Raw genomic sequence first — 7626 nt, forward strand, 5'->3', positions numbered from 1 at the left:
CTTCAGGCAACCAGGCGAGCGGCATTACTGGCGCATATGGTCGCCTGCAGGCGCTTCTGAATGCTAGCAGCGTTGGTCCTTGCCTAGATATGGGTAGCTACTATGGCATGCAGGCAGTAGCGGGCCTCTATGTCAGCCCCATGATGGGCATGCAAATGTGGGAAGGCAACGAACCCACCGATGCAAAAAATGCAAAAACCATTGTAGTATGGGGTGCTAATATCACCGACGCTCAAGTACAAAATTGGCATCTGGTAAAGGAAGCTATGTATGGTGGTACTAAATTAGTAGTCGTCGACCCCGTCTTCACGCAAATCGCTTCCAAAGCTGATAAGTGGATCCCTATTCGTCCAGGCAGCGACACTTTGCTTAAATATGCCATCATGAACATCGTTCTTGAAAAAGAAGCCCAAGACATTAATTACTTGCAGCAACATACGGTCGCTCCATTTCTGGTACGAAGCGATACGGGAATGTTTGTCCGCAGGAGTAATACCGGCATCGCTCCCACCCCCACAGGTAAAATGAATCCCAAAACGGGTAAAGAGATAATTTACGATCCGTACATGGTGCTTTCAGAAGGCAATCTGACGGCGGTATCCGAAGCGTCCACGCCCGACATAAAGGGTGTGTACAACCTTGATGGCGTACCGTGTCGCACCGCATATGAACTGCTAGAAGAAGAGATTTTGTCGCATTCTCCCGAAGAAGTATCCAAGTTGACTGAAGTCTCAATCGAAGACATCTATGAGTTAGCAGATGCCTGCATGGACACGCCCGTATTCCATTATGAAGGGTATGGTCCACAAGCGTACAATAACGGAGCTCATACCACCATGGCGGGCCTTACGCTCTGCGCGCTCCTCGGCAACCTGGGTAAGCCGGGTGCTTCCTACGGAGCATTCTGGGGCATTCATATTGGAGGCAACTCAGCATACACCGCACCAAATGGTCCAAGTGCTGGCTTCTCGATACCAAGCGTTGATCTGAAAAACGTGGTCGAAATGAAGCAATTCGCTGGCAAAAAAGCAGAAATAAAGATGCTCTGGATGTATTCAGCGAACCCCTTAAATACCCATACCGATACCCATGCGTGGACCGACGTCATCATCCCTTCGATGGAATATATTGTGGTCGCCGACTCTGCCATGACAGATTCCGCGCGTTACGCTGACATGGTGCTGCCGATTGCGCAATGGTTCGAGCTAGAAGAAGTGGCCAATGCGGGACAATGCTCCTCACTGCACCACAATGAAAAGGCAATTGAACCCTTGTACGAAAGCAAACCAGATACACTAATTATCACCGAACTCGCTGAAAAGCTGGGGCTTGGCACGTATTTCACCTTAAGTAACGAAGAGATTCTTGAAGAAGCCTATAACACCGATCTAGCCAAGGCTGCAGGCTTAAGCATGGATAAACTACGCAAAGAAAAGCAAATTCGCTTCATTCCTGGTAATGCAGAAACTGATCCGCACATTGCTTATAAAGATGGTGCTTTCGGCACGGCATCGGGTCGTGTTTAGTTATATAGAGAAATTCCGACCCTACGTGCGGCTACGACAAAGACGCCAACACCTGAAGAAATTGATCGCGACCGCATGGCTCATTGGTTCCCGCCGCTTGAGGCATGGCCGGAAAACGAGTTGTACTCAAAATATCCGCTCGTGCTTATGAGTGAACGGCCGCGCTACCGTGTTCACTCGCAATGGTTCAATACGCCCCTTTTGCGCGAACTGGACCCCGAGCCTTTTGTGAAAATCAATCCCGCAGATGCCGAAGCTCGGGGTATCGTTGATGGCAGCTACGTCGAATGTTTCAATGATCGGGGAGCTGCTGTGGCTAAGGCGGTATTTTCTGAAGCCATTCGCCCTGGTGCGTTGTTGTATCCCAAGGGCTGGCAGCTCAACCAACATAAAGCAGGCGGATGGTCATTGTTGAGTTCCACAGAATTTGATGTATTCGCAGTGAACAACAACTTTATGGATGTACTTTGCGAGGTTCGCACATGGAAGGGGGATGATGAATAATGGCACGTCTTGGTTTCGTTATCGACAAAAAATCCTGTATTGCTTGCCATGCGTGTGCGGTAGCATGCAAAGTGGAAAACAATCTGCCCGACAACGTGTGGTGGAGTCGCGTTCTCACGGTAGGTGGCGATAGTGCAGACACCCCGGCTGGCACGTATCCTCATCTCGATATGGCAAACATTGCCATATCCTGTCAGCATTGCGAAAACCCAGCTTGCGTGAAAGTGTGTCCGGTTGGTGCAACCTACCGAGATGCAGAAACAGGTGCCGTTCGTCAAGATTATGACAAATGTATCGGTTGTCGCATGTGTATGGCTGCTTGCCCGTACACCGGTGTTCGCTCGTTCAACTGGGAGGAGCCGAAGTATGCCATCGGTCAAGCGATGGGCGATGTGGGTGTTCCGCAGCATCAAAAACATGTGGTCGAGAAGTGCACCATGTGTTGGCATCGACTGGCGGAAGATTTAGCTCCTGCATGCGTTGAGGTCTGTCCGGCTCGTGTGCGCTATTTCGGTGACTTCGATGATCCCAACTCCGAAGTATCCAAACTAATCCGTGATCGTGAGTACATGCAACTTCTTCCTGAAAAGGGAACCAATCCCTCTGTCTACTACCTCGTCTAGGGAGATAAGGAGAACCATCATGTCTGAGAACATCCAGGCGGCTCAGTCGCCATCGGCTCCTGCTGCCAAATTCGGGGGCAGAGGGCTCAATATCGGCATCATCGTTGCAGCTATCGTTGCGGTGGCGGGGCTTGCGCTGTGGGTCATGCAGCTCTCCGGTGGCCTTGTGCAGACCAACATGCGAAACCTTGACTCATGGGGGCTCTACATCACCATGTTCATGTTTTTGGTTGGCTTGTCTGCTGGCGGTCTTATTATCTCTTCGGTGCCGCGTGCCTTTGGGTTGAAGGGGTTTGGCGGTATCTCGAAGGTGGCGGTATGGACCTCGATTTGTTGCACGGTGCTTGCCATCGGGTTTGTTATCGTTGACCTGGGGCACCCGATGCGCTTGTGGGAGCTTTTTGCCTACTCGAACTTGGGCTCGCCGCTTATGTGGGACATCATAGTGCTGGGCACCTACCTTGTCTTGTCTATCATCTATCTGTGGGCCACCTTGCGCGCCGAGGCGGGTAAGGTGTCTGAGGTTGCCCTGCGCGCTGTCTCGGTCATAGCCCTTGTGTGCGCCATCCTTGTTCACTCTGTAACCGCTTGGATCTTCGGGCTGCAGCAGGCACATGAATTCTGGCACACGGCTCTGCTTGCTCCCTGGTTCGTATCGTCGGCACTTGTCTGTGGCACGGCACTCGTGTTGGTTGTGGTGATTGCTCTGCGCCGGGCGGGATACATGGAGCTTGCACAGGAAAACATTACGAAGATGGCCAAGATGTTGGGTGCTTTCATTCTCGTTGACCTGTACTTCTTCGGGTGCGATCTGCTGACCGTCGGTTTTCCGGGCGGCTCGGGTACCGAGATTATCACTATGCTCACTGTTGGCCCTCTCGCACCGTTTTTCTGGGTAGAGATTATCGGGTGTGCACTGGCGGCCGCGGTGTGCTTCGTGCCGAAGCTGCGCACGAACCTGCTTGTTGTGGTGGCAAGTGTGCTTGCCATCGTGGGAATCTTCTGCAAGCGTGCACAGCTGCTGGTAGGGGGTTTTCAGATTCCTAACCTGGACTTTGCCGGCCCCATGACGTCTTCTACCGTCACCGACTGGACTGCGGGTATGGCGGGTGCTTACCAAGGCATGGTTTACTTCCCCTCGCTGCTTGAATTTGGGGTTGTGTTAGGTGTCTTTGGACTTGGCGCGCTTATGTTGTTGGTGGGCTTGAAGTATCTGCCGCTCAAGCCAGTGAAAAGCTCGCACTAGCTCTTCGTGAAGTGTGCCGGGCGCTACGTCTCTAAGCTCGGCACACTTCGCGTGTAGGTCTATACGTATTGGCGAGTAGTTGAGATACCCTATCCCTCAAAGGGGTGTTGTCGGTGCCGAAGAAGATTGTCATAACCCTTGTGGCTTTTTTACTTGTCGCAGCGTGCGTGTTTGCTGCTGGCGTGCTTGCAAGCCCTGAGGTGGGGCTTCCCCGGGCAATTGCCGCTGACTCCCCGTGTCCGGCGGTGGGGTGTGCGTCGGGGGAGTGCCACGGCTTTGACAACGTGCCAAAGCCTGATGGTGCCCACGAGATGTCGTGTCCTGAGGCAACGTGTTCGTCGGTTGATTGCCATGCTTGGGACACGCTTACCACGCGCTACTACCAGCCAAGCGACTCAAGTCTGAACCTGTGGATATTGGCGCCGGTGGTGCTGGTGGTGGGCCTTGTCCTGCTCGTGCGGAAGCTTTAGGGGGTTTTGATGAAGCCTATGCATAAAAACCTCGTCATCGATGGCGTGGTCCTGATTATTTATTTGGTTGTGGCAAACCCTGCCATTACGGGCATTGGTCTGCACGAATGGCTTGGATTGGGGATTGTGGTCGTGTTTTTCATACACTGCCTTGTCCACTACGATTGGATCATTGATGTACTCAAGGGCATTGCGATAAGTCCCTCACTTGCACGTCAGGGTAACCTCTTGCTTGATCTGGCGACTTTCGTGGTGTTCGTGGTAGTAACGGTGTCGGGGATAGGTATTTCAAGTGCGGTTCTTCAAGCATTCGGCCTGTATGCAGGTGGCTATTACTTCTGGGATCCGCTTCACTCAATCTCGGCCAAAGTGCTGCTCGCTTTGCTGCTGGTGCATGTGGTTGTGCACTGGAAGTGGTTCTTGAGTTTCTTCAAACAGGAAAAAGGGGACAAACATGAATGAAACGATTGAAGCCGTAGATGACGGAGCGCCCTGGCGCATTCGTGCCACCACCTGCGAGCTTCTTGCGCTTTCGTTTTCCTATCCAACAGGCGTGCTTGCCGAGGCTGTTTCTACCGGTGAGTGGGCAGAGGCAGTGCGCGAGGTTACCGAGGCTCTCGACGTAGCTTTGTCCGACAACTTTTCAGGGATGCTTGCGCCTTACGAGGGCAAGCACTCCGAGGAAGTGCTTCACCTTTTACGGGTGGAAGCAACGCGCTTGTTTGTGGGCGCGCCCGAGCCGGTGGTGAGCCCTTACGAAGGGGTCCACCGCGCGCAAGCTGACGGTGTGCAGGCGCTGCTGTTCGTGAACCCGCACTCCATGGAGGTCGAGCGCTTCATGAAGGCGTGTGGCTTGGGGCGCCCCGAAGGCACGAACGAGCCGCTGGATCACGTGTCCACCGAGTGTGAGCTGCTGGAGCATCTGGCCTTGCGCGCAGCAGCAGCCGCCTCGGAGGGTGCTGCGCCGGCAGACCCGCGCGAAGGAGCTCCCGAGCGCTTCGTCCCCGACGGTGCTCTTCCCGGCGGTTCACCCGAGGTTGCCTACGAATCCTTCCTTGAGGAGCACGTCCGCGCCTGGATGCCCGGTTTTGCCGAAGCCGTAACTGCCGAGACGCGTGAGCCGTTCTATCGTGCCGCGGCGGCGATGCTGCTGGCAATAGTGGGCTAGTTGGTCACTAAACTCCGTGTATCTTCATGCTACTTATCCCGCCAAGTAGAAATTTCGTTCGAACCATAACGAAATTTCCGGAAAAAACGTGTTAATATTAACGAAATTTCCATTTAGGGATACGCGGAATGAGGGCGAGGTGCAGTGAAACGAAAAATCGAACAGAAACTGCTCGCATGGAAATCTTCCGAAAGAAGAAAGCCCCTTGTTCTCAACGGGGCTCGTCAAGTTGGCAAAACGTACTCGGTGCTCGCCTTTGCAAAAGAGCATTATGCCGGCGTTCTTTATGTCGATTTTTCGGCCCAGAAGCACCTATGTGCTCTGTTCGAGGGCGATATTACTCCGGAGGTACTGCTTCCTCAGCTGGAAGTTATACTAGGCTCGCCTGTTGTTGCCGGTGAGACGCTTATCTTTTTTGACGAGATCCAAGCATGCCCAAGAGCTCTGACTTCGCTTAAATACTTCCAGGAACGTGCTCCCGAGCAGCATGTCATTGCTGCCGGAAGCTTGCTGGGCGTGGCTCTCGGGCGCGAAGAGTACTCGTTTCCGGTTGGTAAAGTGGACATGCTCTCAATGCACCCCCTTGATTTCGAGGAGTACCTTTGGGCGCTTGGAGAGGCATCGCTGGCTCGACTCATCCGATCTTCGTTTGATAAGGGCAGTGTTTTTGGCCTGCATGACTTTGCTTTGGGGTACTGTCGTAAATATCTTCTTGTCGGAGGAATGCCCGAGGTGGTGTCCGCCTCGATTGCGGGCGCTTCGTTCCAAAACATCCGATCCATTCAGCAAAACATCACTGACGCTTACGTTGCCGATATGACGAAGTACGCAAGTCCGCTTGATAGCGCAAAAATACTCAATGTGTGGCGCAGTGTTCCGGAGCAGCTGGCGAAGGAAAACCACAAGTTCCAATATGCCACCATTGCTTCTTCCGCCCGGGCGTTTCAGTACGAAGCTCCCATCAACTGGCTCCATGCGGCAGGATTGGTTTCGTTCTGCTATCGCGTGAGTGAAGGGTGTCGTCCTCTTCGTTCGTTTGCAGAGCGGGATTTCTTCAAGCTATATCTGGTCGATGTCGGTTTGTTGGCCGCTTTACAGGGAGCAACTCTTGAAGATATCGAACCCGCTTTGGGAAAGGGATCACGATTTCGAGGAGGATTGGCCGAGAACTACGTGATGCAGCAGTTGGTGGCGTTAGGCTGCGAACCTTTTTACTGGGGAACTACCAGTAAGTCAGAGGTTGATTTTGTCGTTCAGGAGAAGTCGGGCGAAGTGGTGCCTATCGAGGTCAAATCAGGAGAAAACGTCTCGTCGCGCAGTTTGGAGGCTTATAGGAAAGCCTACAATCCTCCTTACGTAGTTAGAATTTCGGCGAGGCAGTTCGGCTACGCCAACGGGGTAAGAAGCGTGCCTCTTTACGCGGCATTTTGCTTGGGCTGACAAGCCTCTCTCGTTTTGCGTTTGAGGGTGATGCTTTGCATGGTTCCGTCTATGCGAGCAGCCAGATTCCCTCGTCTGTCCCGAGAGAGGCCGGCAGTTTTTGGTCTTTTGCGTAGGAGGTGTGCGGGAGGCTAATTCGTCTCCCACGCAAGGGCCAGACTCCCGAATCGGCTACAGCACACAAGGATGCCATACGGGGAGCGCATGATGAGGCAAATGAAGACGGTGCGACTGTACGCGCCCCGCAGCGAATCACCTATTCTCCGCATATTATGCGGAGAATAGGTGGACATTCTCCGCACAGCACCTTACACTGGGGCTATGTATTTGCATGAACGTAAAGACTGGACGAATTTTACTTGGGACGACTCGGCTCTAGCGCCCCTTGTTGCCAAGGTGTGCTTCGCTCAAGGTCTTCTGCTGGGAAAAATGAGCGACATCGGCTTCGACCTTGAGGCGGCGGCAGAAGCCGACGTGCTTTCGAGCGAGGTGCTTGCGTCTTCGCGCATCGAGGGAGTGGCGCTCGATGCCGCTAAAGTAAGGTCATCGGTATCTCGCCAGTTGGGGATCGAGGAGTCCGAGCCCGCTTCCGATACGAGGGAGGCGGACGGGGCTGTTGCCCTCATCTTTGAAGCGGTGAAGAACTGCA

The 7626-nt window shown here is 53.5% G+C and carries 9 protein-coding genes; all 9 read left to right on the top strand.

Annotated features, from left to right (window positions below):
• A partial coding sequence (locus tag RR842_RS07735) for a molybdopterin-dependent oxidoreductase (RefSeq protein ID WP_332729398.1) occupies positions 1–1526 on the top strand: 1526 nt, incomplete at its 5' end.
• 75 nt (positions 1527–1601) lie between these two features.
• Complete coding sequence (locus RR842_RS07740; RefSeq protein WP_332729399.1) at positions 1602–2030, top strand: molybdopterin dinucleotide binding domain-containing protein; 429 nt, start codon at positions 1602–1604, stop codon at positions 2028–2030.
• Positions 2030–2653: a 4Fe-4S dicluster domain-containing protein gene (locus RR842_RS07745; protein ID WP_332729400.1), complete on the top strand. Its 624-nt coding sequence runs from the start codon at positions 2030–2032 to the stop codon at positions 2651–2653. The genes RR842_RS07740 and RR842_RS07745 overlap by 1 nt, the downstream gene beginning before the upstream one ends.
• A gap of 19 nt (positions 2654–2672) precedes the next feature.
• Positions 2673–3899 carry an NrfD/PsrC family molybdoenzyme membrane anchor subunit gene (nrfD, locus tag RR842_RS07750; RefSeq protein ID WP_332565706.1) on the top strand — a complete coding sequence of 409 codons (1227 nt, stop codon included), beginning with the start codon at positions 2673–2675 and terminating at the stop codon, positions 3897–3899.
• Between the two features lie 113 nt (positions 3900–4012).
• Complete coding sequence (locus tag RR842_RS07755; protein WP_332565707.1) at positions 4013–4369, top strand: hypothetical protein; 357 nt, start codon at positions 4013–4015, stop codon at positions 4367–4369.
• A gap of 9 nt (positions 4370–4378) precedes the next feature.
• The gene (locus RR842_RS07760) at positions 4379–4831 is read left to right on the top strand and encodes a DUF4405 domain-containing protein (RefSeq protein ID WP_332722983.1); all 453 of its coding nucleotides are present in this window, start codon (positions 4379–4381) and stop codon (positions 4829–4831) included.
• Positions 4824–5537 carry a molecular chaperone TorD family protein gene (locus RR842_RS07765; protein ID WP_332565709.1) on the top strand — a complete coding sequence of 238 codons (714 nt, stop codon included), beginning with the start codon at positions 4824–4826 and terminating at the stop codon, positions 5535–5537. The genes RR842_RS07760 and RR842_RS07765 overlap by 8 nt, the downstream gene beginning before the upstream one ends.
• Before the next feature lie 144 nt (positions 5538–5681).
• Positions 5682–6977 carry an AAA family ATPase gene (locus tag RR842_RS07770; RefSeq protein WP_332722985.1) on the top strand — a complete coding sequence of 432 codons (1296 nt, stop codon included), beginning with the start codon at positions 5682–5684 and terminating at the stop codon, positions 6975–6977.
• A gap of 285 nt (positions 6978–7262) precedes the next feature.
• Positions 7263–7626: DUF4172 domain-containing protein (locus RR842_RS07775; RefSeq protein ID WP_332729401.1), on the top strand; the 364-nt coding region annotated here is incomplete at its 3' end.

Origin of the sequence: Gordonibacter sp., assembly GCF_036667095.1 — a bacterium.
Classification (GTDB): domain Bacteria; phylum Actinomycetota; class Coriobacteriia; order Coriobacteriales; family Eggerthellaceae; genus Gordonibacter.